Source organism: Microbacterium sp. NPDC086615 (genome assembly GCF_040686055.1).
GTDB lineage: Bacteria > Actinomycetota > Actinomycetes > Actinomycetales > Microbacteriaceae > Microbacterium.
Genome location: NZ_JBFBJJ010000001.1, coordinates 138551 through 163375 on the forward strand (window position 1 = coordinate 138551; position 24825 = coordinate 163375).

Genomic DNA, 24825 nt, shown 5'->3' on the forward strand with positions numbered 1-24825 from the left:
GGGGCGGTCCCTTCGACAGGCTCAGGGACCTCGCAGGAGGCCCAGAACGCCCGCTGTCAGGGACTCGCGCACAAGTGGCCGAGCCCACACAGGTGGCTGAGCCCACACAGGTGGCTGAGCCCACACAGGTGGCTGAGCCCACACAGGTGGCTGAGCCCACACAGGTGGCTGAGCCTGTCGAAGCCACCGGTCCACACCGCGCTCCGGGCCTTTCGCCGGCTCGAAGTCACCCGCGCGCCACAGCTCAGGCGGGCGCCTCGTCGGCACGACGCGCGGGCAGCGCCGCGCGGGCGAGGCCCGCGGCATCCCGCTCCTCCTCCGCGAGCACGAACGTCGCCGCGAGCTGCTCGGCCGCGAGGCTCGCGTACAGACCGCCCGCGGCGAGGAGCTCGGCGTGCGTGCCCGACTCGACGATGCGCCCCGCGTCCACGACGTGGATTCGATCCGCACCGATCACCGTGGACAACCGATGGGCGATCGACAGGGTCGTCCGGCCATGGGAGGCGGTCTCGAGCGCCTCCTGCACGATCCGCTCCGACACCGTGTCGAGAGCGCTCGTCGCCTCGTCGAGGAGAAGCACCGGGGGGTCTTTCAGCAGCACACGCGCGATGGCGATGCGCTGCTTCTCTCCGCCGGAGAGACGGTATCCGCGCTCTCCGACGACGGTGTCGTATCCCGCCTCGAACCCGGCGATCACGTGATGGATGTTCGCCGCGCGACACGCGGCCTCGATCTCGTCGTCGGTCGCGTCGGGGCGCGCGTAGCGGAGGTTCTCGCGCACGGTCGCGTGGAAGAGGTAGGTCTCCTGCGACACGATTCCTATCTCGTCGATGATCGACGCCCGGTCGAGCGTTCGCACATCCGCTCCCGAGAACATCACCGATCCCGCGCTCGCCTCGTACATCCGGGGGGTCAGATAGAGGATCGTCGTCTTGCCCGCACCCGATGGTCCGACGAAGGCGACGTGCTGGCCGGGTTCGACCGTGAACGACACACCGTCGAGAGTGGGACGCGCATGCACGGGCGCATCGGGGTAGCGGAACTCGACATCGCGGAACTCGATCCGCCCCACCGGCCCGGGGGCGGCGGACACGGGCAGCGCGTCGGGCGCGTCGACGATCGCGGGGCGCAGGTCGAGGTACTCGAAGATGCGCGCGAACAACGCGGACGACGTCTGCACGTCGAGCGCCACGCGCATGAGCCCCATGAGCGGCATGAGCAGCCGAGCCTGGACCGTCGTGAACGCCACGATGGTGCCCGCGGTGATCGCCCCGGTCCCCCCGGCGATCAGGAAGCCGGCGACGAGGTAGATCACGGCGGGGACGCTCGACATGATGACCTGCACCACCGCGAAGAAGCCCTGGCCGCTCATCGCGCGCCGGACCTGGAGGTGCACCTGGTTGTCGTTCTCGGCGTCGAAGCGGGCCGACTCCGTTCGTTGCCGGTTGAACGACTTCGACAACAGGATGCCGGACACGCTCAGCGTCTCTTGCGTGATCGCGGACAGCTCGGACAGCGACTCCTGGGTCTCTCCCGCGATCCGCGCGCGCACCTGTCCCACGCGCCGCTGCACGAAGATGAGGAACGGCATGAGGGCGACGGCGATCAGTGTGAGCCGCCAATCGATGAGGATCATGGCCACGAGCGAGGCGATGACGGTGACCGCGTTGCCCAGGATGCTCGTGACGGTGTTGGTGAGCACACCGGACACACCCCCGACGTCGTTCTGCAGCCGCGACTGGATCACACCGGTCTTCGTGCGGGTGAAGAAACCGAGCTCCATCGCCTGCAGGTGATCGAACAGCCGGGTACGCAGATCACCCGTGACACGGTTCCCGACCGTGGCGGTGAACCACGTCTGCGCCACGTTCAATCCCGCCGAGAGCAGGAACAACGCGATCATCACGCTCACGAGAAGGCTGAGCAGAGCCAGATCCGGCGGCGTGCCGTCGATCGGGAAGAGCGCGTCATCGAAGATGCGCTGCACGAGCAGGGGCGGGATGACGCCGACCGCCGACGCCACGATCACGAGCAGCACCGTGATCGCGATTCGCCCCCGGTACGGCCGGAAGAGGTCGACGACGCGCTTACCGAGATTCGCGACACGGGGCGCCTGAGCGTTGCGTCGACGCTGCTCGGCCGCATCGACACCGCGGAACATGCTTCCGCCGACTCCACCTGGGCCCATGCGGGCCAGCCTACGTCCGCTCACCGACATCGGCTCTCGCCGCTCGGCCCGTGGCCCCGGCGGCTAGGCTCGGTGACCCGCATCTCTTTCCTCGAATTTCTTCGACGGTGGAATATCTCGCCGCTGGGCACCGTTGCCACCGGAGCACGTCGCCGTTCTGGCGCCACGAAGCCCCCCGCACGCAAAGGACCTCGTCATGGCCGCCACCGGCACCACCACCGCACCCCCGTCCACCGCCTCGGGCGTCACGACCGCGCAGAGCCGCGTGATCTGGCTGCTGCTCACCGCCGCTTTCGTGGCGATGCTGAACGAGACGACGATGAACGTCGCGATCCCGTTCCTCATCCGCGACCTCGGCATCACCGCGGTCTCCGCGCAGTGGCTCACCACCGCGTTCATGCTGACGATGGCCGTCGTCATCCCGATCACGGGATTCCTGCTGCAGCGCTTCACCACGCGACAGGTGTTCATCACCGCGATGACGCTGTTCTCGACCGGAACCCTCGTGGCATTCCTCTCGCCGGGCTTCGAGCTCCTCGTGGTCGCGCGGGTGATCCAGGCATCCGGTACCGCGATCATGATGCCGCTGTTGATGACGACGATCATGACCATCGTGCCGCCGCAGCACCGCGGCCGCATGATGGGTCGCGTCAGCATCGTCATGGCGCTCGCGCCGGCCATCGGTCCGACGATGTCGGGCCTGATCCTGCAGTCCCTCGGCTGGCACTGGATCTTCGGGATCGTCTTGCCGATCGCCCTCGTCTCGCTCTTCGTCGGCGCGCGCTGGATCCACAACCTCGGCGAGACCCGCACGGCCCCGATCGATGTGGCATCCGTGATCCTGTCGGCTCTCGGCTTCGGCGGCCTCGTCTTCGGGCTCAGCCAGATCGGCGGCGGTCACGGCGGCGACCCGGATGCCGCCTCGACCTCGCTCGTGTCCCTGATCGCCGCCCTGACGATCGGGGTGCTCGGTCTCGGCGCGTTCATCTGGCGTCAGATCCGCCTGCAGCGCACCGACTCCGCGCTGCTGGATCTCCGGGTGTTCCGCTCGGGTGCCTTCACGCTGACCGTCGCACAGCTGGGTGTGATGTCGCTGGCGTTCTTCGGCGCGATCACGCTCCTGCCGCTGTACCTGCAGACGGTGCTCGGCAAGACCCCGCTTGAAACGGGTCTCGCGGTCCTGCCCGGTTCGCTCGTGATGGGTCTCGCCGGCCCGGTGATCGGTCGCATCTACGACCGGTTCGGCACGCAGGTGCTGCTCGTCCCCGGCGCCGTCATCGTCAGCGCCACGCTGTGGTTCTACACGACGGTCGGTACCGAGACGTCGTTCGCTCTGCTCATCGTGGTGCAGACGGTGATGATGATCGGTCTCGCCCTGTCGTTCACGCCGCTGTTCACGGCGTCGCTCGGCTCGCTCGAGCCGCGGTTCTACTCCTACGGCTCGGCCGTCGTCGGAACCGTGCAGCAGGTGGCGGGAGCGGCGGGCATCGCGCTCCTGATCACGGTGATGTCGTCCGTGTCGGCCGCGACCGGCGAGGGGATCGAGGCGGATGCCACGGGCACGCGCACCGCGTTCATGATCGCCGCGATCATCTCGCTCCCGCTCATCGCAGGTGCCTTCGTCATCCGCAAGCCCGCGGATCAGGTCGAGGGATCCGCTTCCGTCGGCCACTGACGCGAGGCGAACGCCGTCTGCTCAGAGCGAGCAGGAACCCCCGCCGCAGCACTGCGACGCGGGACGGGACGACTTCTGCGCCTCGTCGCCCGGGCCGTTCAGGAGAGTGAGAACGGGCTTGGAAGCGGAGGTCGTGTCAGACATGGTGTCACCGGACATGCGCTCCATGCTACGCCCGTGCGCGCGAGGCGGGGCCGCGCCGTAACGCCGGCTCTCGGCATCCGCAACCCCCGTTCGAGGCGGTCCCGCCGTTCATAGCGTGGGAACACCCCGATCGAGAACCCGGTCGGGATGGTCCCGCGGTCCACCGCGCGGAGAGACCCCGATCGAGAAAGAGAGAGTCGAACCATGACCGATCTCAGCGGCAAGCGCATCGCATTCCTGCTCACCGACGGTTTCGAAGACAGCGAGCTCACCAGCCCCTGGGAGGCCGTGACCTCGGCGGGCGCGGAGGCCGTGCTCGTCTCGCCGAGCGAGGGCAGCATCACGGGTGAGAAGGGCCACGAGCAGAAGGTCGACCTGGACGTCTCCTCGGCGTCGGCCGGCGACTTCGATGCCCTCGTGCTTCCCGGTGGCGTCCAGAACGCGGACGACATCCGCATCGTGACGGATGCCGTGTCGTTCACTCGCGACTTCTTCGAGCAGCACAAGCCCGTCGCCGTCATCTGCCACGGCGGGTGGATCCTCACGGAGGCCGACGTCCTCAAGGGTCGGACGCTGACCAGCTACCCGACGCTGCAGACCGATCTGCGCAACGCGGGAGCGACGTGGGTCGACGAGGAGGTCCACGTCGACCAGGGTCTGGTCTCGAGCCGCAACCCCGACGACCTGCCCGCGTTCAACGCCAAGCTCGTGGAAGAGGTCGCTGAGGGCCGCCACGCGGGCCAGACGGCCTGACCCTCCCGAGCAGAACGGCCCCGCACCTCGGTGCGGGGCCGTTGTCGTCACGCCGAGCCGTCACGGCGAGCCGTCACGCCGAGCCGTCGGGCAGGACCTGGCACGACGGGCACCACTGGCCGGCGCCCTTTGTGCCGGGGATGTCCTCGATCACGCCGTCGCCCTCGGGGCACGGCTCACCGGTCCGACCGTGGACCCGCATCGACGCGACCTTCGCCGCCTTCTGCTCGGCGATGGGCACTCCGCGACGCGCGATCACCGCGGCCGTGAGCGTGTCGTGCAGCGCCAGATGCAGCCTCGTGATGTCGTCCTCGCTCAGGGCCGAGGCGTGCGCCGTCGGCGAGAGCCGCGCCGCATACAGGATCTCGTCCGAGTACGCGTTGCCGATCCCCGCCAGCGTCTCCTGCTCCTGAAGCAGCGCCTTGAGCTGTTTGCGGCGGCCCCCGAGGGCCTCCGCGAGCATTCCCCGCGAGTAGCCCGGGTCGATGGCATCCGGTCCCAGCTTCGCCACCGCCGGCACGTCGTCGGGCGCATCCACGACGTGGAGCTGCACAGAGAGCCACTCGCCCGCATCGGTGATGCCCAGGATGCCGTGATCGAACACGAATCGGGCGATCTCGGGCGCCGGCGACTCGGCATCCGCGTCCGACAGCTCGCGCCACGTCGCCCATCCGGCGCGACCGAAACCGATCCCGAGGTGCACGCCGTCGAGATCGAGGTCGAGGTGCTTCCCGTGGCGGGTCGCTCCCGTGACGGGGCGTCCGATCAGTTCGGTGAGCGGCCGACCGCGGGTCTTCAACGCGCGGCCCTCCACGAGGTCGACCTCGCGGACGATGTGACCGCCGAGGCGCTCACGCAGGAACAGCGTGAGCGCCTCGACTTCGGGTGCCTCGGGCACGATCCGGCCTCTCAGCCCTCGGTCTCGGGCGCGGTCGCCGCCGCCGTGGGGTCCGTGGTCGGGGCCGGGAACGACGGCGCAGCGGCCGGCGCCTTCTCCCCCGATCGCTGGGCCGTCGCGAACGCATCCGCGACGGCGCGGCCCTGGATGATCTGCGTCAGGTCGATGCCGGTCGCTGCCCGAACCGCCTCGAACGACGACCGCAGACCCGTTGCCGACTCCGTCGCCAGGTGGCCGCTCGCTCCCTCTCCGCCCAGCACCGTGATGTTGCCGACGCGGTCGTAGCCCTTGGCGAACTCCGCCATCATCGGCACCAGCGACTCCAGGGCGCGCTGCGCGAGCAGGGCCTCCTGGTTGTGCGAGAGCGCCTCGGCTTCGGCGCGGATCGCCTCGGCGCGGGCCTCACCGGCCAAACGGACGGCCTGGGCGTCGGCCTCGGCACGCACGCGGACGGCGGCCGCTTCCTGCTCGGCGATCTGGGCGCGGGCCTCGGCCGCCTTGATCTGCGCGTACGCCTCGGCGTCGGCATCCTTCTGGCGCTGGTACAGGTCGGCGTCGGCGACGCGGGCGACCTCGGACTCCAGACGCGCCTGCGTGTTCTGCGCTTCCTGCTGCAGAACGGCCTGGCGCCGCTCCGCGCGCGTGAGCGCCTCGGCCTGCTCGGCCTCCGCGTTGGCGCGACCGACCTCGGCCTTGGCCGCGGCGCTGTTCTTGTCGAGCTTCGTCTGCTCGATGAGGTTCGCCTCGTCGGTCGCGATCTGGCGCGCGCGGATCTCACGCACGGCGTTGATGCGGGCGACCTCGGCCTCACGCTTCACGCGCTCGACCTCCGTCGCGCCGAGCGCGGCGATGTAGCCGTTGCCGTCGGTGACGCCCTGGATCTGGAACGAGTCGAGGATCAGGCCCTGCGACGAGAGGTCGCCCTTGATGCCCTCGGCGATCTGATCCGACAGACGCTGACGGTCGCGCATGAGCTCCTCGACCGTCAGCGTGGCGACGACGCCACGGAGCGCACCCTCGAGCTGCTCGGTGGTGAACTGCTCGATGGCCTTGTCCTGCGAAGCGAAACGCTCGGCCGCACGACGCACCGATTCGGGGTCCGAGCCGATCTTCACGAGGGCGACGCCGCTGACGTTGACGGTGACGCCGTTGGACGACTGAGCGGTCGGCTCCATCTTGATCTGGCGAGCCCGCAGCGAGATCATCTCGCCGCGCTGCGTGAGCGGGTTGACGATCGCGCCGCCACCGGTGATGACGGTGATGCGGGACGACTCGCCGTCCGCGCCTCTCTGGCGCTTACCCACGATGACCAGGGCTTCATCGGCCTTGGCGACGCGGTACCAGCCGCGGATCAGCCCCGCGATGATGAGGAAGACGACGATGACGACGACGAGTGCGATGACCACGACGATGCCGATCGCCCCCAGAGCAGCAATTTCCATGGTTCTCCTTCGACAGGCACCGCACGAAGCGGTACGGGGGAATTCTTTCCAACCTATCGGCCGCCTCCGAGGCGATGTCCACCCCCTCAGGGAGGAGAGACCGTCGCACCGGGCCCGGGCGGGGGCGTACCGTTAAGAGGAAGGCGGCCCGAACCGCCTCCGGAAGGGCCCCCCATGAAGATCGTGTCCTCCTCCGACTGGAGGGATGCCATCGCCTTCGACGTTCCGGTCCTCGTTGCCGACGTGGTTCCCGGCGAACCCACGCGCTGCGTGGCGTGCGGCACGGCCGGCGAACTGATCGAACGCACCGAGCTCTGGGCGGTCAAGCACCGCCATCCGAAGCACCACGGCGGCTTCGTACGCTTCTACTGCGAGACGCACAAGCCCGCCGCCGCTCCCCCGCCGCCGGCACCCGTCGACGTCAAGCGCGCCCGCACCGCGGCACCCCGCGCGGAGCGGCGCCCGAGCAGCCCGAAGGCCGTCGCGGTCACCGACCGCCCGATGCGGACCATGTGTCCCGACTGCTTCGTCGAGGTCTCGGCGGGCGGCGACTGCGGCATGTGCGGCGCACAGGTCGTCTGACCCGCTCACGAAGAACCGCCCCGTCGCGAGAGCGTCGGGGCGGTTCTTCGTGAGAGCGCCTCAGCGCGCCGAGATCGTCCACCCGGCCTCGGACGAAGCGCCCGGAGCCAGGGCGATCAGCCCGGTGTCGTAGTCGTAGGAGTCGTCGTTGAAGGCATCGGGAGCGCAGGTCATGGGCTCGACGGCGAGTCCCGCGCGGTGCCCCGGGGTTCCGGGTCCCGCGGGAAGATCGGCGGTGTGGATCTGCACCCACGGGCAGGACTCGTCCCACGACATCGCCACGCCGGTTCCCGAGGGGTCGGTGAGCGTGACGGTCGCGCGAGCGCCGGCATCCCGGATCAACCCCGTGTACGCGTGGTCGATCTCGACCGCGCCGAGCACGCGCGGTTCGCGGAAGTCGAAACGCTCCGCGTCGACGGTGACGGATGCCAGTCCCACCGGCGCGAGGCGGTCCGGCGTCACCTCCAGGACGGTGTCGGCGGGAAGCTCCAGCGTCCACTCGTCCAGCGTCGCGGGCCCCGCGACGAGGTAGGGATGCGGACCCGTGCCCCACGGAGCAGGCGTGTCCGCGAGGTTCGTCGCCCGGACCGTCTGTGTCAGACCGTCGGCATCCAGGCGGTACGTCGTCGACACGACGAGCCACCAGGGGTACCCGGCCTGAGCCGGAACGGTCGCGGTGAGCGTCACCGCATCGTCAGAGGCGTCGAGGACGTTCCAGCTCACCCACGACAGAAGCCCGTGCAGGGCGTGCGCCCGGTTGGGTTCGGTCAGGGCGAGCTGGTGCTCGTCGCCGCCGAAACGGTGGATGCCGTCGACCACGCGATTCGGCCACGGCGCGAGGGTCGTTCCCCGGTACGCGGGGCGGACCTCGTCCTCAGCGAAGGGGACGACGAGATCGCGACCGTCGAACGTGAGGGAGCGCAACGAGGCCCCGACGCTTGCGATCGCGGCCTCGTAGCCGTGGGCACGCAGGACGACGGGGGTACCCGAGACCGGAGTGGGGGTCTCGGTGGGAACAGCATCGGTCATTCCGCCATTATCGCGGGGGAAACGACGAGCGGCGGAAACGACGAATGCCCCGACCGCCGGGGTCGGGGCATTCGGGGAGGGCGACTTACTTGAAGGCGTCCTTGACGTTCTCGCCGGCCTTCTTGACGTTGGCCTTGCTCTGCTCGGCCTGGCCCTCGGCTTCGAGTCGCTCGTTGTCCGTGGCCTTGCCCCAGGCTTCCTTCGCCTTGCCGGTGAGGTCTTCAGCGGCGTTCTTGATCTTGTCGTCGAGTCCCATGTCGGCTCCTCCCGCGTCATTCTCGGGTCTTTCCCGATGCGGCCAGGCTATGTCGCTCGATGTCATGTTTCAGGGGGGTTGAATTTCCGGATCGAGTGGGGAACAGACGGCGATGCACGACTAGGTTCGAAACCGTGCGTCCCCTTCGAACCGCTCTCGCCGGCGCCACCGCACTCCTCGGTTTGACGCTCACGCACGTCTCGTGTACCTCGGAGCCGACCTCCTCCGGCTTGATGGACGTCGCCACCCTTCCCACCGCTCGATCGGAGGCGCTTCCCGCCGTCGAGGTCGTCTCGGTGGCATCCGCGATCGTCGTCGGGCTCGAGCACGCCACCGTCGAGGGCGGCACCGCGCAAGAACCACTGGGCTATGAAGCTGAGGCCGTGGACGGTTGGCGGTCGGCGCTCGGCGCCGACCCGGCGAGGTCCGATTCGCCCTCGGCGGAGGGCATCGTCGCCCACGACTGGCCCGGACTGCGGCTGCTCCTGGCAGCTGACGAAGGCTCGGTGTCGATCACCGCAGCCGAGGTGAACGGGCACCCCGTCCGCACCGCCCACGGCCTTGCTGTCGGGTCGACGCGCGCCGAAGCCGTGGCCGCTGGGGCCCTCCCGGGTTCCGGGCACGAGCTGCGCATCGACGTTCGCGAGGTCCCGGGCACGTCCTCTTCGGAGCGACCGGACAGCGTGGGGACGAAGTTCATCGCCCTCGAGATGGACGGCGACACCGTGGCATCCATTCGCGTCCCGGCGAACGATTTCGGTGGGCAATGAGCGAGGACAGTCCTTTCGGCGATCTGCTCGACGGCGCGAATGAGGTCGAACGCCCGAGCGGACGCGGTGGACGCATCGCCCTGATCGTCTTCCTCGTCCTCGTGCTGGTGGTCTTCGGCGGAAGCGGCGGCTACGTCTGGTGGGCTTCGGCGGCGCCGTTGGCTGCCCCGACGGTCACGTCTTCCGCCCCCAGCGTCACCCCCGGCGCAAAGGCCGAGGTGAGGCTCCCCGCCTCCGGCTCGATGCTCGTCAGTGTCGCGGGTGGTGAGTCCTACCTCGGACCGGATGCCGCCGGCGCATGGTTGTCGTCGGGGGGCGACGATGCGCGACCCATCGCGAGCATCGCGAAACTCGTCACCGCGCTCGTCGTGCTCGACGCTCACCCGCTGGCAGACGCGAACGATCCCGGGCCGACGATCGCCTACACCGAAGCCGATACCGACCTCTACGACCAGTACTACGTCCGCGGCGCGACGATCGCGCGGATGCCCGACGGGCTCAAGCTGTCGTTGCACGACTCGCTCGAGACCATGCTCCTGCCGTCGGCGAGCAACTACGCCACAGCGATCGCCCGCTGGGCCTACGGCTCGGAAGGCGCCTACGTCGACGCCGCACGCTCCTGGCTGAGCCGGAACGGGTTGAACTCGACGCGGATCGTGGATGCCACGGGCATCGACGAACGCAACACGAGCACGCCGAGCGACCTCCTCGCCCTCGGCCGGATCGCCGCGGCCAACCCGACGATCGCCGCCATCGCCGCGACGCCGTGGGTCGACCTGCCCGCGGGCCCCGGGAACATCGAGAACACCAACGCCCTTCTCGGCACCTCGGGCGTCACGGGATTGAAGACGGGCAACCTCGGCGACGGCACCTTCAATCTTCTGTTCACGTCGGTTCTCGACGTCGGCATCGGGGCGCCGCTGCACGTCCTCGGCGTCCGGCTCGGCGGCGAGACCCGAGCGAGCGCGAATCAGGACGTCGTCGTCCTTCTCGAGAGCATCCGGGATGGATTCCACACGCTTCAGGTGGGGACGGCCGGCGCCGAGGTGGGTGAGATCACGACCCCCTGGGGATCGTCGGCGAAGGTCGTCATGGCGCAGAACGCCTCGATCATGACGTGGTCGGACACGCCCGTGGCCACCTCGCTCGACACGACGACGCCGGAGAAGTACGCCGACGGAGAGAAGGTCGGCACGATCACCTGGACGGCGGGGCCGAACACCGCCTCGGCCGACGTGAAGATCTCGGGGGCGATCGAGGAGCCGACGCTGTGGTGGCGGCTGACTCATCCCTCCGAGCTCGGCGGCTGACGCTCGAGACTATCCCCGTGGCGCGACCGTGGTGGGTGCGTAGCCCGCGAAGCCGTCGATCCTCTGCTGACCGAGGGTCGTCCCGAGCTCGTGACGCGCGGCGGGCGTGAGCCGGGAGAAGTGCACGGCCGCGTAGGTCGCCTGGGGCGCGGCATCCAGAACGAAAGGCGCGATGTTCCAAGAACCGAGCACGCCCTCCGTGCCGTCGCCCGTGTCCCGCTCGATGCGCAGGACCGGCGTCTTGATCAGGCCGGCCTGCGACACACCGGTCGAGTTGGTCGTCGTGGCCCAGATGCCCGTCACCTCGTCCCACGGGATGTTCACCGCCACCCCCTGGTAGCGCACCGCGATTCCGCTGCGTCCGACCGCGATGCACTGGCGGTTGCCCCACGAGGCGCGGCTGCGCGAGGCAGCGATCAGATTGAGGAACACGATCACGGCGAACAGACCCAGGATGCCGAACATCACGGCGATCACGTAGGGCATGGGCCCCTGCATCGACGGGGTCGTCCCTGCCTGCGCGAGCACGCCCCATACGATCCACCCGCACATGAGGGTGATGAGGCCGAACGCGATCGTGAGGATCAGCGGTGGCCGCCGCAAAGGTGCGACGTGCAGCCAGTCGTCCGGCGCGCGCTCGAAGGTGCGGTTGAACATCTCCGCGGGAAGCAACTGCAGGCGCTTCCGCGAGGCGAAGGGAGTCGCCCACCCGGGCGGGATGAAGGCGGTGCGGGGGTTCGGCGCATTCACGGCCGCCGGTTTACGAAAGCGCGCGGGTCCTCGGCGGGGCTGGACAAGGTGTCCGTTCGGACGCAGCGCCCGCGCGCAGAGGTGCTCGTACGCTGGGACGATGGCACACCTCTCCCCCGCCCAGATGGATCGCGCCGTCGGAACCATCATCGTGTCGGCCGCCGGCGATGCTCTCGGCTCGGCGTACGAGTTCGGCCCGGCACTCCCCGACGAGGTCACCCCCGAGTTCGGCGTCGGGCACTTCGGCCACGGAGCCGGAGAGTGGACCGACGACACGAGCATGGCGATCCCGGTGCTCGACGAGCTGGCCGCGGGGCGCCGACTCACCGACCCTGCCGCACTCGAGCGCATCGTCGCAGCGTGGCAGGGCTGGGCTGAGAGCGCCCTCGACGTGGGTGCGCAGACCCGGCACGTCCTCGGCCGTATCCCGTCGCCCCCGACGATGGATGCCATCCGCACAGCCGCTCGCGCCGTGCATGACGAGACAGGACGAAGCGGCGGCAACGGGTCGCTGATGCGAACCGGTCCCGTCGCCCTCGGCTACCTCGACCGTCCCGATCTGACCGCCGCGGCGGCGGCGGTCGCGCAACTCACGCACTGGGAAGACGACAACGTCGATGCGTGCGCCCTGTGGGGCGCGGCCATCCGTCATGCCATCCTGACCGGCGAACTCGACATGCGCGGACAGCTCGACGTCGTGCCGCAGGACCGTCGCGACCGGTGGGCGGCGCTGATCGACGAAGCCCTGGTTTCCGGCCGTCACCCGCGCGACTTCCGGGATGCGAACGGCTGGGTCGTGCGCGCGTTCCAGGGTGCGCTGGCCGCGGTCTCCGGTGCCGACGGACCCCTGGATGCCATCGAGCGCGCGGTCCGCGGCGGAAACGACACCGACACGGTCGCGGCGATCGCCGGTTCTCTCGCCGGCGCCGTCTGGGGCGCGGAAGCACTCCCCGACTCGCACACGGCCGTTCTGCACGGGTGGCCGGGTATCGACGCGGCAGAGCTCGCCCGGCGCGCGCGGCTCGCGGTGGGGGCGTCGGCCGTCTCGGCGTGGGGCTAGCGGGTCGTCGCGCTCCGCGGCTCACCCCGGCGGCCTCCGCCAAACCTCTGAGTGGTACCATTTCTGGTACGACTTCGGAGGACTCATGGCCATCACGACGAGCGAAGCACGCCGCGACCTTTTCGGCCTCATCGAGCGCGTCAACCTCGACCACACGGAGGTCGAGATCACCTCGAAGCGCGGTTCCGCCGTTCTCATGTCGAAGGACGAGTACGACTCCCTCGTCGAGACCAGCTATCTGCTCCGCTCCCCCGAGAACGCCCGTCGTCTGCTGAGTGCCCTGGCAAGCGCTCGCGACAACGCGATCGAAGAACACGACCTCGTCGAGCCGTGAGCGGCCGCAAGCTGGCCTGGACAGCTGAGGGGTGGGACGACTACCTGTACTGGCAGACGCAGGATCGCAAGACCCTCCGCCGCATCAATCAGCTCATCGCCGACATCCTCCGCGACGACCCGTTCGAGGGAACAGGCAAGCCCGAAGCCCTCAAACACGCCCTCGCCGGCGCCTGGTCACGCCGCATCGACGAGGCGAACCGCCTCGTCTACGTCGCGAATGACACCCACATCACGATCTTGCAGGCGCGTTACCACTACTGACCTCTTCCCGGCCTCCTCACTGCCCTGGGCGGTTTGCGCCGACGCTCGCGTCGACCTCCAATGCGCACGGACTAACGCCGCGCGTCATCCATCGATCGTCGAGCCCCACGGACCGTGCTCGCCGCCGAGCGGCCACGGCTCGTACTGGACGTCTGCGAAGTCGCGGACTTCCTCCTGCAGACGTGTCGCGATCCGGTCACCGGATTCTCGCCAGGACTCCCGAGCGGGTTCGTTCTTCCACCCTTCGAAGGGATCGAAGTTCGCCTCCCACAGAGTGTTCCACTCCGCGAGGTCCCTCGTCAGCGCACTCGAAAGCCCGTACTCGGCGGGCGTCGTCGTGTATCCGACGTCCCACGTCGGTGTGGAGTTTTCCCACAACGGCCAGTCCCGCCCGTAATCCGGGAAGAGCCGAATGACACGCCTGGTCGGAGGGGTCCCGCTCATGCCGGCGATCCTACGTCGAGCCCTTGCTCAATTGTTGAAGCGGACCTCCACGATGTGGTCTTCGTGAATCGGCCCCGTTGATCTCGTCGGCTCCGCCGGATCTGTTCCTATGCCGGACTCCGCCGTCTGACACCTTCGACCACGTCGTCGCTCTTCAGTCGAGGCTCGGCGGGTCGTAGCGGACCAGAGTCGCTGTCCCCTCATCGTCCGAGATCCAATGTCCGATACGCTCTCCGCGCCGCCACTCATAGGTCCGCCGTGCGACGATGTCTGCCTTGCATCGCTGAATCCCGGGGAGCGCCCACTCCAGGTCGATGAGCGTCGGAGTCATCTTCCGCTGGTTCCGCGCACCCACATAAACGGCGAGATCCTCGACGTGAGTCAGCGCAAGCAGTGGTTCGTATCTCAGACCGGCGGGAATCAAACAGAGCCGCGCCATCCGTAGAGAGCCGAGATCTCGGACGAATTCGTACGAGTCGGCGTAGGTTTGCCCGTAGGCGAAGCCCAGCTCCAATTGACGCAACCCTGTGATGTCCGCCACAGGCGAGTAGTCCCGCAACCTATGCAAACCGCCGATACGGAGCGATTCGAGCCTCGCGAGGTGTCGAACCGGCTCCAGGGACGTCACGGAGGTCGCCGACTCGAGCTCCAGTTCCCACAGTTCAGTCATCGCGGCAAGGGGGCAGAGATCGTCGTAGACGCCGGTGAGCACCGCCAAACGTCGCAACTGCGTTTGACTGGCAAGAGCGGCGAACAAGCGCTTAGGCATGCGCATGGGGAAGGAAAGATCCCGGATGCCAGTCGGCCCCGCCGAGAAGAAGTCACACCATTCGTCCACGAGGCGCGCATTCTGTGTGGGCGTCAAGCCCGGCACGGCTGAGGCTTGGACCGCCACACAGGCCTGTCCCGCGTACTCCGTGGGGCTCGTGAGGGCGCGCTGACGGGACCCCTGGATTCCATCGAACGAGCCGTCTGCGGCGGCGACGACACCGACACGGTTGCCGCCCTGATCGGCGAGCACGGCCTCACCGACGTTGAAGAGGAAAAGGCTTCCGCGTCGAGGCGCGTGCGCTCACTCGATGACGCGGGCCGAGCGCCCGGATCCCTCGGCCGGCGTCACGCCACTTGGAGGGGTGTGATCGCGGCGATCTGTTCCCCCGCGAGATCTTCGGCGCGATCGAGTTCGTAGTAGCTCTGGAGATTGATCCAGAACTCCGCCGAGGTACCGAAGTACCTCGACAATCGAAGCGCGGTGTCCGCGCTGATCCCGCGAGCGCCGTGCACGATCTCGTTGATCCGCCGTGGCGGAACCCCGATGGCGACAGCGAGCTTGTGCTGCGTGATCCCCAGCCCGTTGATGAAGTCCTCCAGAAGAACTTCACCGGGGTGGACCGGAGGAATCTTGTCAGTGATAGTCAACGATCTCCACCTCCTCTGGCCCAGCGTCGGTCCACACGAAGCAGACCCGCCACTGGTCGTTGATCCTGATGCTGTGTTGCCCCGCTCGAGCACCCTTGAGAGCCTCGAGCCGGTTTCCTGGTGGAACCCGAAGATCGTCCAGCGACTCGGCAGATCCCACCTGACGCAGCTTTCGCAATGCCGTCGAATGGATCCGAGGATCGATCGAGGGCACGCGTTCACGACGCCACAGCCGCTCGGTCTCCTTGCTCCCGAACGACCTGATCACCCCGTCATGATATAACGCACAGCGTTAATAACGCGAGGCGTTAACCTGATCATTCACTGCCTGGGTGCGCTACCGGCCGCTTGCTCAGCGGGCGACGAAGCAAAAGGGCAGGGTCACGGCCGCGACGACCGCACACAAGAGCATGGCACCGAACATCGCCCACATCGCCGAAGACAGGACGCCTTCGGCGCGCGCGACGACGACGGTCACGGACATCGCACTCATGCAGCCCACGAAGACCGTACCGCCAAGCGAAAGCGGCGACCGATCCGAAGTGAACGGGAGGCGGACGGCCACGGCCAGCAACGCCACCGACATCAGAACCGCGCTCACGGCGATGACGATCGCCGATTCGTCAGGAGTGATCCGGGTCGCTCCTGCGCCGCCGAACGCGCCTGAGCCGATTCCCGCGCCCGCTGTCATGAGAAGGTACGAGGCCACGACGAAGACGGGATCGTTCCGCCGGAAGCTCGTGAAGAATCCGTGCCGCCAGTGCCGGACGGCCGGCTGGTGCTCCTCACGCCAGCGCCGACGTGTCAGTGGCGAAGTGTCATCGCTCACTGGGCCATTCTCGTCGACTCCGCCCGCGTGGCGCGGGTCCACTCAGTTGTTGAAGCGGAACTCCACCACGTCGCCGTCCTGCATGACGTAGTCCTTGCCCTCGAGGCGAGCCTTGCCCTTCGCCCGGGCCTCGGCGACCGAGCCGAGTTCGATCAGGTCGGCGAACGAGATGACCTCGGCCTTGATGAAGCCCTTCTCGAAGTCGGTGTGGATGACGCCGGCCGCCTGAGGCGCCTTGGCGCCCTTCGGGATCGTCCACGCCCGCGCTTCCTTGGGGCCCGCGGTGAGGTAGGTCTGCAGCCCCAGAGTGTCGAAGCCGATGCGCGCGAGCTGGTCGAGGCCCGACTCGTCCTGGCCGGTGGATGCCAGCAGCTCGGCGGCATCCTCGGGGTCGAGGTCGATCAGCTCGGACTCGATCTTGGCATCCAGGAAGACGGCCTTCGCGGGAGCGACGAGCGCGGCGAGCTCGTCCTTCTTCGCCTGATCGGTGAGCACGGCCTCGTCGACGTTGAACACGAAGATGAAGGGCTTCGCGGTCAACAGACCCAGCTCGCGGATCGGCGAGAGGTCGAGACCGGATGCCGAGAGCAGCACGCCGCGCTGCAGGGCGTCCTGCGCGGCCTTGGCGGCGTCGAGCACCGAGGGGTCGAGCTTCTTGCCCTTGACCTCTTTCTCGTACCGGGTGATCGCCTTCTCGAGCGTCTGGAGGTCGGCGAGCTGCAGCTCGGCGTTGATCGTCTCCATGTCGCTCGCGGGGTTCACCGCTCCGTCGACGTGGACCACGTCGTCGTCGGCGAAGCCGCGGACGACCTGGGCGATGGCATCCGCTTCACGGATGTTGGCGAGGAACTGGTTGCCGAGGCCCTCGCCCTCGCTCGCGCCGCGCACGATCCCGGCGATGTCGACGAACGACACCGCGGCGGGAACGAGCCGCTCGCTGCCGAAGACATCGGCGAGCTGCTGAAGGCGCACATCGGGAAGGTTCACGACCCCGACGTTCGGCTCGATGGTCGCGAACGGGTAGTTCGCCGCGAGTACCGAGTTCTTGGTCAGGGCGTTGAAGAGGGTCGACTTTCCGACGTTGGGAAGGCCGACGATTCCGATGGTAAGAGCCACGGGAGTCCAGGTTACCCGGCCCGGAGCCCGCTCACCCGCGTCACGGTCGTCGTGCCCGGAACGCGTGGGTGACGTACGGCAGCGCAACCGAGCCGCCGTCGGCGAGTCCGGGAACGGATGCCAGCACCCCGTCGACCGCCGCATCGATGGCTGCTCGCCGCTCGGCGTCGGCCGTGATGATGTCGCTCCGCGAGACGACGAGGTCGCGCAGTTGGGGCAGAGTGATCCGTCGCTCCCAGCGCCACTCGCGGTGTTCCAGGCTCTCGTACGGCTCGGCGACGCGCGGACCGGTCGTGGCGAGAAGCACCTCGGCATTCGAGCCACCCATGGCCTCGGTGAGCCGCCGCACCCAGTCCACAGCGTCGTCGCGGATGTTCCAGATCAGCCCGAGCACTCCCCCGCTGCGCAAGACCCGTGCCGTCTCGCGCGAGGCCGCCTCGACGTCGACCCAGTGCCAGGCCTGGCCCATCACGACGGCATCGAGACCCGAGTCGGGCAGTGGCAGCTGCTCGGCCGTGCCGACGAAAGTGGGTACGCCGCGCGCGTTCTCTCGAAGGGTCGCGAGCATGTCGGCATCCGGATCCACCGCCACCACATCGGCGCCGAGCTCGACCACGGTGCGAGTCAGCTTGCCGGTTCCGGCGCCGACATCGGCGACGCGGAGCGCGCGACCCGGCTCCCGCACGGGATCCAGCAGCCAGGCCACCGCCTCGGGCGGGTAACCCGGCCGCCCCGACTCGTAAGCGGCTGCTGCCTGTCCGAACGACCTCGACTTGTGCTGGGCGCTCATGTTCCGACCCTACGCCGCGCCTCCGACATGAGCAGCCCCGTGCCGTCCTGCGGAGTTCGTCGCACCACCTCGGGGTGTCGCACACGTGTCGCCGGCGTGTTGCACACGAACTCCGCGTGACGGCACGACATGTCGCGCACGGCTCCGACACCGGATGCCGAGCCCCTCGGCGCGCCTCTTCGGGTCGTCGCCGTGGCGGGTCAGAGTGGACACGTGGGACTGGACTTCACGGCGATCGACTTCGAGACGGCGAATTCCAGCGGCGCGTCGGCCTGCGCGGTCGGTCTGGCCCGCGTTCGCGACGGTCGCGTCGTCGCCACCGCCGCGTGGCTCATCAAACCGCCGCCCGGACACGATCACTTCGCTCCGATCAACGTGGGGATCCACGGCATCCAGGCGGCCGATGTCGTGAACGCGCCCGACTGGAGCGCCCAGCTCGCGCGCCTCACCGCGTTCGCCGGCGCCGACGTGCTGGTGGCCCACAACGCCGGGTTCGACATGTCGGTTCTGCGTCGCGCGTGCGCGGCGACGGGTGACGAGTGTCCGCCCTATCGATACCTCTGCAGCGTGCAGATGTCGCGGAAGACCTACACGCTCCCCTCGTACCGCCTCCCCCTGGTGGCCGAAGAAGCCGGATGCTCGCCCTTCGCCCACCACGACGCGCTGGCCGACGCGGTCGCGTGCGCCGAGATCACGATCGACTGCGCGCGCCGCGCCGGGGTCGGCGATGTCCACGCCCTCGCCGCCCACCTGGGCGTCCGTGTGTCGCAGATCGCCGTCGAGCCCGTGACGGAGCGCGCCGTCGCCTGACGCTCGCGGCCCGTCTTTCCGGCGATGTCGGAGGTCTGGTGCATGCTGACCTCATGGATGCCATCGCCCTCGTTCTCGTGATCCTCGCCCTCGCGCTCGGCGTCGCCGGTGGGTGGCTCCTCGGATCCGCGCGGGCCTCCGCGACCGCCGCCGCCGAACGAGCCGACCTCCTCGCCCGCGTCGCCGCCGCCGACGCCGCGCGCGCAGGACTTCAGACGCAACTCGACCATCAGATGGCCCTTTACAGGGAGGCCGTCGGGCAATCCCGCACCGACCAGGCCGCGCGAGAAGAACGCGAACGTCGCGATCAGACGGTGCTGCGCGCCCTCGACCCCGTGCGCGAGACCCTCGAGGCGATGCAGCGCAAGGTCGACGGACTCGAGCGCGACCGCGTCGAGCAGTACTCCGCGCTCGGCGAGCAGCTGCGGATGTCGCGCGAGGCCGACGAGGCACTGCGGGCCACCACAGAAGCCCTCGCTTCGGCGATGCGGTCCGGGAGCACGCGCGGCGTCTGGGGAGAGACGCAGCTGCGTCGGGTCGTCGAGGCCGCCGGACTCACGCGATACGTCGATTTCGATCTGCAGGCCTCCATCACCTCCGACGCGGGTGCGGGTCGACCCGACATGGTCGTCCGGCTCCCGGGTGGCAAGGCTTTGGCGGTGGATGCCAAGGTCCCCCTCGACGCGTATCTTCAGGCCAGCGCGATCCCGGTGACCGCGCAGGGCGAGGAGGGAGCGCGCCGTGCGACGCTGCTCACCCGCCACGCCAAGGCGGTTCGGGGCCACGTCGACGCTCTCGCTCGCAAGACCTATTGGGCGGGCCTCGAGAGCAGCCCGGAGTTCGTGGTGTGCTTCATCCCGAGCGAATCGCTCCTGGCCTCGGCTCTCGACGAAGACCCGACGCTTCTCGACTACGCGTTCTCCCGTCGGGTGGCTCTCGCTTCACCGGTGAATCTGTGGGCGGTTCTGAAGACCGTCGCGTTCACGTGGACTCAGCAAGACGTCTCCGACGAAGCGCGCGCGCTCTTCGCCCTCGGATCCGAGCTGTACGAGCGCGTCGGGGTCCTCGCCGGGCACGCCGGCGACCTCCGCCGGGCAATCGAGCGCACGGTCGACAGTTACAACAAGTTCGCCGGATCGCTCGAGTCGCGCGTGCTCGTGACGGCGCGGAAATTCCCGGGGATTGACGAAACGAAGCTCGACGCCGTCTCCCCTCCCGCCCCGATCGAGGCGACGCCGCGTCGCTGGGCGGCCGCCGAGTTCATCGACTCCGCAGCGACGGGACCGATCGGTGACGGCCCGACGTCCGACCGCGCAGCTGACGGGGAAAAGAGAAGCGTCGCCTCAGCCGATCTGGGCGACGTGCGGATCCGCGCGGGCCTCGAGGCGGAGGAGCGCTAAGCGGAACCGATGACCAAAGAGGCTGCGGGGTGGCTCAAGAGCCGCCGGGAACCCAACTCAGGAGGCTGACGACAGCGGCGGATACACCGACGAATGCGCCGACCATCCACCAGGCGCTGATCTCGTGACCGTCGTCGCGACGGACGCGAAGCAGCACATCAGGGCGGCGCGCAGGGTCAACGGCGTCGGCGATGACCGCCTGCGCCCCGGTCTGGGGTGCGGTTTGGTTCGTGGGAGTTGCCATGGACGATCCCCCTTCGGGTCTCGGAAGAACACAGCGTCGCCGTTGACACTGCACACGATTCTGCCAGACCACCCCCGCGACACCGGTCACGCTTGCGTCACGACACGCCCGGCTGTAGGTGTGCGTTCCGCGTCCGTCGCCGCGCCTCCCGCCGGAGCTCCGCCGCCGAGCAAGCGCGACGCACTACCGGGTCAGTGCCGTCTCGCTGAGCACGGCCGGGCGGCGGCTGTGCTCAGCGAGACGGAGCGCTACCGATTCAGAGCCACTTGGACGTCAGGTGCTCCGACGAAATACGACGAAGCGTTCCCGACGCGCCGCGGAGCACGACGCTCTCGGTGTAGATGAAGTCGCCGTCGCGGCGCACGCCCTGCACCAGCTGGCCGTCCGTCACCCCGGTGGCCACGAAGATCGTGTTCTTGCCCTTGACGAGGTCGTCGGCCTCGTAGACCGTCCCGTCGACCTTGAGGCCGGCGTCGACGCCCTTCTGCTTCTCCTCGTCGTTGCGCGGAGCGAGCACGCCCTGGATGTGCCCACCGAGCGCCTTGATCGCGCACGCGGTGACGATGCCTTCCGGGCTGCCTCCGATACCGACGCACATATCAGTCCGGGCATTGTGTCGGGCCGCGTTGATGCCGCCGGCGACATCGCCGTCGCTCATGAGGCGGGTGCCCGCACCGGCCGCGCGGATGTCGGCGATGAGCTGTTCGTGACGCGGACGGTTCAACACCGACACGACGATCTCGTCGACGGGCTTGCCGAGGGCTTTCGCGAGCAAGCGGATGTTCTCGCCGATGGGGAGCCGGATGTCGACGACCCCGACGCCGGCAGGTCCGGTGACCAGCTTGTCCATGTAGAAGACGCTCGATGCGTCGAGCATCGTTCCCTGGTCGGACACGGCGATCACCGAGAGGGCGTTCTGACGCCCCGCCGCCGTGAGCGAGGTGCCGTCGATCGGGTCGACCGCGACGTCGCACCGCGGTCCGCGCCCGCTTCCGACACGCTCGCCGTTGTAGAGCATCGGGGCGTTGTCCTTCTCGCCCTCGCCGATGACGATCGTGCCGTCGAAGTCGACCGTGCTGAAGAACGCGCGCATGGCGTCGACGGCCGCACCGTCCGCCGCTTCCTTGTCACCACGACCGATGAAGGGGACTGCCCGGATGGATGCCGCCTCGGTCGCGCGAACCAGCTCGAGAGCCAGGTTCCGATCGGGGTGCAACGGACTCATATCGGATGTCAGGCTCACCATGTGGCCACTGTAGCCACGCGAGATGTGACAATCGGGCAATTTCCGGCGCTCGCCGACGAAGGAATCGCGATTTTTATCACTGGCGCATACTCCGCCAGTTCCTCTTCAGACAGCCTCAGCACGATCCAGCACCTTCGCTAGGCTGACGGTGTCCCCGCAACGACACAAGGAGCACAATGCCCGTCGCCACCCCTGAGCAGTACGCCGAGATGCTGGACCGCGCCAAGGCCGGCAGCTTCGCGTACCCCGCGATCAACGTCTCGAGCTCGCAGACCATCAACTCGGTGCTCCAGGGCCTGACCGAGGCCGGTTCTGACGGCATCCTCCAGGTCACCACCGGCGGCGCCGACTACTTCGCCGGCCACACGGTCAAGGCCCGCGCCACCGGCGCGCTCGCCTTCGCCAAGTACGTCACCGAGGTCGCCAAGAACTACCCGATCACGGTCGCTCTCCACACCGACCACTGCCCCAAGGACGCCCTGCCCGGCTTCGTCCTTCCGCTGCTCGAAGCCTCCGAAGAAGAGGTCAAGGCCGGCCGCAACCCGATCTTCCAGTCGCACATGTGGGACGGCTCGGCCGTTCCGCTCGACGAGAACATCGACATCGCCGCCGAGCTCCTCCCCCGCATGAAGAACATCAACGCCATCCTCGAGATCGAGGTCGGCGTCGTCGGCGGCGAAGAGGACGGCGTTCAGCACGAGGGCTCCAACGAGGCGCTTTACACGACCGTCGCGGACGTGACCAAGGCCGTCGAGCGCCTCGGCCTCGGCGAGAACGGCCGCTACATCTCGGCCCTCACGTTCGGAAACGTCCACGGCGTGTACAAGCCCGGCGGCGTCAAGCTCCGTCCCGAGCTGCTCGGTGAGATCCAGGAGGGCATCGCCGCGAAGTTCGGCACCGGCCCCAAGCCCCTCGACCTCGTCTTCCACGGCGGCAGCGGCTCGAGCGACGAAGAGATCGCCCTCGCGGTCGCGAACGGCGTCGTCAAGATGAACATCGACACCGACACGCAGTACGCCTTCACCCGTTCGATCGCGGGCTACATGTTCTCGAACTACGAGGGTGTGCTGAAGATCGACGGCGAGGTCGGCAACAAGAAGCAGTACGACCCCCGCGCCTGGGGCAAGGTCGCCGAGTCGGCCATGGCCGTCCGCGTGGTCGAAGCCACCAAGCAGCTGGGTTCGTACGGCCAGTCGAAGAGCTGACCGATCTCTCTCCCGCGAATGCCCCGGCTCCGGCCGGGGCATTCGTCGTTCCCGGATGCCGCGCCCGCGCGGGCGCTGAGGGCCCGGCTCAGGCGCGGTAAACCTCGAGCACCGTGGGCGCCCCCTCGGGGGACGACAGCACCTCGATGGCATCCCCCGCCCGGACATCTCCCGCGCGGCGGACCCGGAGGTAAGCGCCGAGGCGTCCCTCGTCGGAGAAGCGCTTCACCCACCCTCGGGCGTCGCGTCCGCCGACCCAGCGCGCGAACGTCGCGCACGGCGTGCGCGGCATGGTGACCTCGACCTCGACGGTGTCGCCGATACGCCAGATCTCGCCGATGCGCGCCGCGTTGACGTCGATGCCCTCCACCCGGAGGTTCTCACCGAACCACCCCGGGTGCAGATCACGGCCCAGCTCGGCCTCCCAGTACGCGGCGTCCGCCTCGGAGTAGGCGTACACCGCCTTCTCACGCCCGCCGTGGTGTTTGCGGCTCGCCTGGACATCCGCGCGCACGCCGAGCGGGCCCAGGCGAACGGGACCGTCGAGCGCCCGCTTGTCGATCGCGGTCACTCCGACGGACCCCGCGTCCGGGTGAAGCTGGTGGACGGCGCAGACGGCGACGAGGCGTGGCATCCGTCGATGTTACGGGGCCGAGAAGTCTCGCCGCATGACCACCCGATCGCCGTCGACGGAACGGATCTCGATCGAGCCGATGCTCGACGCTTCGAGATCGGTCCCGGCACTGAGCTCGGTCGTGGCCCCGGGACCGGCGCGCCAGGTCGAGAGCACCGAGGTCGAGCCGGAGTCGTCGGTCACCGCCAGAGCGTAGGGCCAACCGCCGGGTGGCGCGTCGAGCACCTCACCGGTGTATTGGCACACGAGGTCGATCCGGGTGCCCCACGCGACCGGGGTCAGCTTGACCGACGCCTCGAGCGGAGCCCCGCCGACCTCGTCGAGCGCGTAAGTCGTCCCCGACGACGAGGAGGCGTTGGCGATCGTGACGACGGTCGGCACACCCACGGCGACCACGGCGAGGGATGCCGCCAGTGTCCACGCCGTGATCCGCCGGGCGCGACGCCGACGAGCGGTCTGCACGACCCGGGTCCGAAGTGAGGGGTGCGGCATGACGATGGGTACCGGACCACTCGACGCATCGATAGCCCGGGCGCGGTCAGCCGACAGTCGCGAGAGCAGGCCCGCCGTGGGCGCGAGCTCGGCGACCGCGGTCCGGCACTCCGCGCAGATCGCGAGATGCCCCTCGTACTCCGCGCGATCCGCCGCCGACAGGGCACCCAGAACGTAGGCTCCGTCCCACTCGGACATCCGTGAGTGATCGGCGCTCATCGCGTCACCCCCCTCTCCTGCAGGGCGAGCCGCAGCGCTCGCACCGCGTAGTGCAGTCGCGACTTGACGGTCCCCGCCGGGATGCCGAGCTCCTCGGCCGTCTGTGCGACGCTCCGACCGCCGTAGTACGCGCTGACGATGACCGCGCGGTGATCGGGCGTCAGGGTCGAGAGCGCCTCCTCGACGAGCAACGCGTCGAACATGGCATCCGTGTCGTCGTCGCGCCCCGCGTCCGGGACCTCGTCGACGGCCAGCTCGTGGCGCCGACGGGCGCTGCGTGCCTCGTCGATGACGAGGTTACGGGCCACCGTGAACATCCACGACCGCAGCGATCCTGGATCGTCGCTCATGATGCGCGGCGACCGCCAGGCGCGCAGCAGCGTCTCCTGCACGACGTCGTCCGCCCCCGCATGGTCGCCCGTGAGACTGACCACGTACCGCCAGACGGGGGCCGCGTGGGCGTCGTAGAGCGCGGTCAGACGCGCGTGATCTTCTCGCACCACGGCCGGCTCCTCTCTCGGGT

General features: G+C 68.8%; 30 protein-coding genes. 11 read left to right on the forward strand and 19 right to left on the reverse strand.

The window, feature by feature from the left end:
• Window positions 1-244: 244 nt before the first annotated feature.
• Complete coding sequence (locus tag AB0O24_RS00645) at window positions 245-2188, reverse strand: ABC transporter ATP-binding protein (RefSeq protein WP_363371785.1); 1944 nt, start codon at window positions 2186-2188, stop codon at window positions 245-247.
• A 196-nt stretch (window positions 2189-2384) separates the two neighbouring features.
• On the opposite strand from AB0O24_RS00645, the gene AB0O24_RS00650 reads away from it, so the two are divergent.
• On the forward strand, window positions 2385-3863 hold the full coding sequence (locus AB0O24_RS00650) for an MDR family MFS transporter (protein WP_363371787.1): 1479 nt from the start codon (window positions 2385-2387) through the stop codon (window positions 3861-3863).
• Window positions 3864-3884: 21 nt separating this feature from the next.
• Here AB0O24_RS00650 and AB0O24_RS00655 read toward each other — a convergent pair whose 3' ends face one another.
• Entirely contained in the window at window positions 3885-4007 is a 123-nt protein-coding gene (locus AB0O24_RS00655; protein WP_363371790.1) for a hypothetical protein, read from the reverse strand.
• A 204-nt stretch (window positions 4008-4211) separates the two neighbouring features.
• On the opposite strand from AB0O24_RS00655, the gene AB0O24_RS00660 reads away from it, so the two are divergent.
• Entirely contained in the window at window positions 4212-4760 is a 549-nt protein-coding gene (locus AB0O24_RS00660; protein WP_058628171.1) for a type 1 glutamine amidotransferase domain-containing protein, read from the forward strand.
• A 73-nt stretch (window positions 4761-4833) separates the two neighbouring features.
• On the opposite strand, the gene AB0O24_RS00665 is transcribed toward AB0O24_RS00660, so the two are convergent.
• Both AB0O24_RS00665 and AB0O24_RS00670 read right to left on the reverse strand, forming a co-directional pair.
• Window positions 4834-5658 (reverse strand): DNA-formamidopyrimidine glycosylase family protein, encoded by an 825-nt coding sequence (locus AB0O24_RS00665; RefSeq protein ID WP_307385804.1) that lies wholly within the window; start codon window positions 5656-5658, stop codon window positions 4834-4836.
• Between the two features lie 11 nt (window positions 5659-5669).
• Window positions 5670-7100 (reverse strand): flotillin family protein, encoded by a 1431-nt coding sequence (locus AB0O24_RS00670; protein WP_307385802.1) that lies wholly within the window; start codon window positions 7098-7100, stop codon window positions 5670-5672.
• 174 nt (window positions 7101-7274) lie between these two features.
• Between AB0O24_RS00670 and AB0O24_RS00675 the strand changes: the two genes are divergently transcribed.
• Window positions 7275-7682, forward strand: a complete 408-nt coding sequence (locus tag AB0O24_RS00675; protein WP_275796941.1) for a glucose-6-phosphate dehydrogenase — start codon at window positions 7275-7277, stop codon at window positions 7680-7682.
• A 60-nt stretch (window positions 7683-7742) separates the two neighbouring features.
• Here the strand turns inward: AB0O24_RS00675 and AB0O24_RS00680 are convergent, their stop codons facing one another.
• Both AB0O24_RS00680 and AB0O24_RS00685 read right to left on the reverse strand, forming a co-directional pair.
• Complete coding sequence (locus tag AB0O24_RS00680; RefSeq protein WP_363371794.1) at window positions 7743-8711, reverse strand: aldose 1-epimerase family protein; 969 nt, start codon at window positions 8709-8711, stop codon at window positions 7743-7745.
• 85 nt (window positions 8712-8796) lie between these two features.
• Window positions 8797-8967 (reverse strand): CsbD family protein, encoded by a 171-nt coding sequence (locus AB0O24_RS00685; RefSeq protein ID WP_013586135.1) that lies wholly within the window; start codon window positions 8965-8967, stop codon window positions 8797-8799.
• Between the two features lie 134 nt (window positions 8968-9101).
• Here AB0O24_RS00685 and AB0O24_RS00690 point away from each other — a divergent pair, with 134 nt between their 5' ends.
• Entirely contained in the window at window positions 9102-9737 is a 636-nt protein-coding gene (locus tag AB0O24_RS00690; protein WP_363371797.1) for a hypothetical protein, read from the forward strand.
• Window positions 9734-11047 (forward strand): serine hydrolase, encoded by a 1314-nt coding sequence (locus AB0O24_RS00695; protein ID WP_363371800.1) that lies wholly within the window; start codon window positions 9734-9736, stop codon window positions 11045-11047. The genes AB0O24_RS00690 and AB0O24_RS00695 overlap by 4 nt, the downstream gene beginning before the upstream one ends.
• Window positions 11048-11056: 9 nt before the next feature.
• Here the strand turns inward: AB0O24_RS00695 and AB0O24_RS00700 are convergent, their stop codons facing one another.
• Entirely contained in the window at window positions 11057-11797 is a 741-nt protein-coding gene (locus AB0O24_RS00700; protein ID WP_363371802.1) for a hypothetical protein, read from the reverse strand.
• Window positions 11798-11897: 100 nt separating this feature from the next.
• Here AB0O24_RS00700 and AB0O24_RS00705 point away from each other — a divergent pair, with 100 nt between their 5' ends.
• The 3 genes from AB0O24_RS00705 to AB0O24_RS00715 all read left to right on the forward strand — a co-directional run bounded on the left by AB0O24_RS00705 (window position 11898) and on the right by AB0O24_RS00715 (window position 13454).
• Window positions 11898-12857 carry an ADP-ribosylglycohydrolase family protein gene (locus AB0O24_RS00705; RefSeq protein ID WP_363371805.1) on the forward strand — a complete coding sequence of 320 codons (960 nt, stop codon included), beginning with the start codon at window positions 11898-11900 and terminating at the stop codon, window positions 12855-12857.
• A gap of 85 nt (window positions 12858-12942) precedes the next feature.
• Window positions 12943-13191, forward strand: a complete 249-nt coding sequence (locus tag AB0O24_RS00710; RefSeq protein ID WP_058597805.1) for a type II toxin-antitoxin system prevent-host-death family antitoxin — start codon at window positions 12943-12945, stop codon at window positions 13189-13191.
• Window positions 13188-13454, forward strand: a complete 267-nt coding sequence (locus tag AB0O24_RS00715; RefSeq protein WP_363371808.1) for a Txe/YoeB family addiction module toxin — start codon at window positions 13188-13190, stop codon at window positions 13452-13454. Before AB0O24_RS00710 ends, AB0O24_RS00715 begins: the two co-directional genes overlap by 4 nt.
• Before the next feature lie 84 nt (window positions 13455-13538).
• Here AB0O24_RS00715 and AB0O24_RS00720 read toward each other — a convergent pair whose 3' ends face one another.
• The 7 genes from AB0O24_RS00720 to AB0O24_RS00750 form a co-directional block, all read right to left on the reverse strand.
• Window positions 13539-13898: a hypothetical protein gene (locus AB0O24_RS00720; RefSeq protein ID WP_307385789.1), complete on the reverse strand. Its 360-nt coding sequence runs from the start codon at window positions 13896-13898 to the stop codon at window positions 13539-13541.
• Window positions 13899-14052: 154 nt separating this feature from the next.
• Window positions 14053-14919: a hypothetical protein gene (locus AB0O24_RS00725; protein WP_363371811.1), complete on the reverse strand. Its 867-nt coding sequence runs from the start codon at window positions 14917-14919 to the stop codon at window positions 14053-14055.
• Window positions 14920-15014: 95 nt separating this feature from the next.
• Window positions 15015-15317 carry a HigA family addiction module antitoxin gene (locus tag AB0O24_RS00730; protein WP_275797087.1) on the reverse strand — a complete coding sequence of 101 codons (303 nt, stop codon included), beginning with the start codon at window positions 15315-15317 and terminating at the stop codon, window positions 15015-15017.
• Window positions 15304-15585: a type II toxin-antitoxin system RelE/ParE family toxin gene (locus AB0O24_RS00735; RefSeq protein WP_275797085.1), complete on the reverse strand. Its 282-nt coding sequence runs from the start codon at window positions 15583-15585 to the stop codon at window positions 15304-15306. The genes AB0O24_RS00730 and AB0O24_RS00735 overlap by 14 nt, the downstream gene beginning before the upstream one ends.
• Before the next feature lie 84 nt (window positions 15586-15669).
• Complete coding sequence (locus AB0O24_RS00740) at window positions 15670-16146, reverse strand: hypothetical protein (RefSeq protein WP_363371815.1); 477 nt, start codon at window positions 16144-16146, stop codon at window positions 15670-15672.
• A gap of 42 nt (window positions 16147-16188) precedes the next feature.
• On the reverse strand, window positions 16189-17262 hold the full coding sequence (gene ychF, locus AB0O24_RS00745; RefSeq protein ID WP_363371818.1) for a redox-regulated ATPase YchF: 1074 nt from the start codon (window positions 17260-17262) through the stop codon (window positions 16189-16191).
• Between the two features lie 40 nt (window positions 17263-17302).
• Window positions 17303-18052: a methyltransferase domain-containing protein gene (locus AB0O24_RS00750; RefSeq protein ID WP_363371821.1), complete on the reverse strand. Its 750-nt coding sequence runs from the start codon at window positions 18050-18052 to the stop codon at window positions 17303-17305.
• A gap of 213 nt (window positions 18053-18265) precedes the next feature.
• Here AB0O24_RS00750 and AB0O24_RS00755 point away from each other — a divergent pair, with 213 nt between their 5' ends.
• Window positions 18266-18862 carry a 3'-5' exonuclease gene (locus AB0O24_RS00755; RefSeq protein ID WP_275797102.1) on the forward strand — a complete coding sequence of 199 codons (597 nt, stop codon included), beginning with the start codon at window positions 18266-18268 and terminating at the stop codon, window positions 18860-18862.
• 53 nt (window positions 18863-18915) lie between these two features.
• On the forward strand, window positions 18916-20262 hold the full coding sequence (locus AB0O24_RS00760; protein ID WP_275797101.1) for a DNA recombination protein RmuC: 1347 nt from the start codon (window positions 18916-18918) through the stop codon (window positions 20260-20262).
• A 34-nt stretch (window positions 20263-20296) separates the two neighbouring features.
• Here the strand turns inward: AB0O24_RS00760 and AB0O24_RS00765 are convergent, their stop codons facing one another.
• Both AB0O24_RS00765 and glpX read right to left on the reverse strand, forming a co-directional pair.
• Window positions 20297-20506, reverse strand: coding sequence for a hypothetical protein (locus tag AB0O24_RS00765; protein ID WP_058597811.1), 210 nt, complete (start codon window positions 20504-20506; stop codon window positions 20297-20299).
• 256 nt (window positions 20507-20762) lie between these two features.
• Complete coding sequence (gene glpX, locus AB0O24_RS00770; protein ID WP_307385779.1) at window positions 20763-21752, reverse strand: class II fructose-bisphosphatase; 990 nt, start codon at window positions 21750-21752, stop codon at window positions 20763-20765.
• A gap of 176 nt (window positions 21753-21928) precedes the next feature.
• Between glpX and fbaA the strand changes: the two genes are divergently transcribed.
• On the forward strand, window positions 21929-22957 hold the full coding sequence (gene fbaA, locus AB0O24_RS00775) for a class II fructose-bisphosphate aldolase (RefSeq protein WP_275797077.1): 1029 nt from the start codon (window positions 21929-21931) through the stop codon (window positions 22955-22957).
• A gap of 88 nt (window positions 22958-23045) precedes the next feature.
• On the opposite strand, the gene AB0O24_RS00780 is transcribed toward fbaA, so the two are convergent.
• From AB0O24_RS00780 to AB0O24_RS00790, 3 genes are read right to left on the reverse strand one after another with little or no spacing between them, the layout of a single operon-like run.
• Complete coding sequence (locus tag AB0O24_RS00780) at window positions 23046-23591, reverse strand: MOSC domain-containing protein (RefSeq protein WP_307385777.1); 546 nt, start codon at window positions 23589-23591, stop codon at window positions 23046-23048.
• 9 nt (window positions 23592-23600) lie between these two features.
• Complete coding sequence (locus AB0O24_RS00785) at window positions 23601-24302, reverse strand: zf-HC2 domain-containing protein (protein ID WP_363371825.1); 702 nt, start codon at window positions 24300-24302, stop codon at window positions 23601-23603.
• Entirely contained in the window at window positions 24299-24805 is a 507-nt protein-coding gene (locus tag AB0O24_RS00790) for a sigma-70 family RNA polymerase sigma factor (RefSeq protein WP_058614930.1), read from the reverse strand. The genes AB0O24_RS00785 and AB0O24_RS00790 overlap by 4 nt, the downstream gene beginning before the upstream one ends.
• Window positions 24806-24825: the final 20 nt, after the last annotated feature.